The sequence below is a fragment of the Actinocorallia lasiicapitis genome, assembly GCF_054778695.1.
Window position 1 is genome coordinate 1 of the sequence record NZ_BAAGZI010000872.1, and the last position, 666, is coordinate 666.

General features: G+C 76.1%; 1 pseudogene. It reads right to left on the bottom strand.

Annotated elements, in window-relative coordinates:
• Nucleotides 1-666: pseudogene (locus ACYVE7_RS35220) on the bottom strand (hypothetical protein); the annotation flags it as partial.

Consider the following 666-nt stretch of genomic DNA (forward strand, 5'->3'; position numbering starts at 1 on the left):
CGTCGAGCGCCGACGCGCCGCCGACATTGCCGATCTCCCGGAGGCTCGCCGCGGCGGGCGCGACGTCCGCGGCCGTCAGATCGAACCCCTCGGCGAGCGCCGCGAGGATACGCGGGCCGCCCGGATGGGCCGCCAGGAAGACGGGCGGCTCGCTCAGCCACGGCTTCAGCACCGGCAGCAGGGCGGCCGGGGCGTCGAGCAGCTCCCGATCGGTGACGAAGAACTGGCCGGTGCCGGTGAGCCACGCCCTGGCGTGCCCGTCGGTGCCCGGCAGCAGATATTCCAGGGACCGGCCCAGCCGCAGCCCCCGGCCGTCGCCCGGACGGACCACGACAGCCCCGGCGGCGTCGCCGAGCAGGGCCTTCAGCATGATGCCCGGCAGCGAATCCTGCTCCGGCTGGTAGAGGGTCGACAGCAGCTCGACGGCCACAACCAGGGTCACCCCCGGCCGTTCCGCGGCCCGCGCCAGCCCGTAGACGCCGCCCGCGCAGCCGAGCTGCGTGACGGGCACCCGCCGGACGTCCGCCGGAATCCCCAGCTCGCGCACCAGCTCCACGTCCAGGCCCGGCACCCCGTACCCGGTGGTGTTGGAGACGGCCAGGCAGTCCACGTCGGACGGGCCGAGCCCCGCGTTGGCCAGCGCCCCGGTCGCCGCCCGGAGCGCGA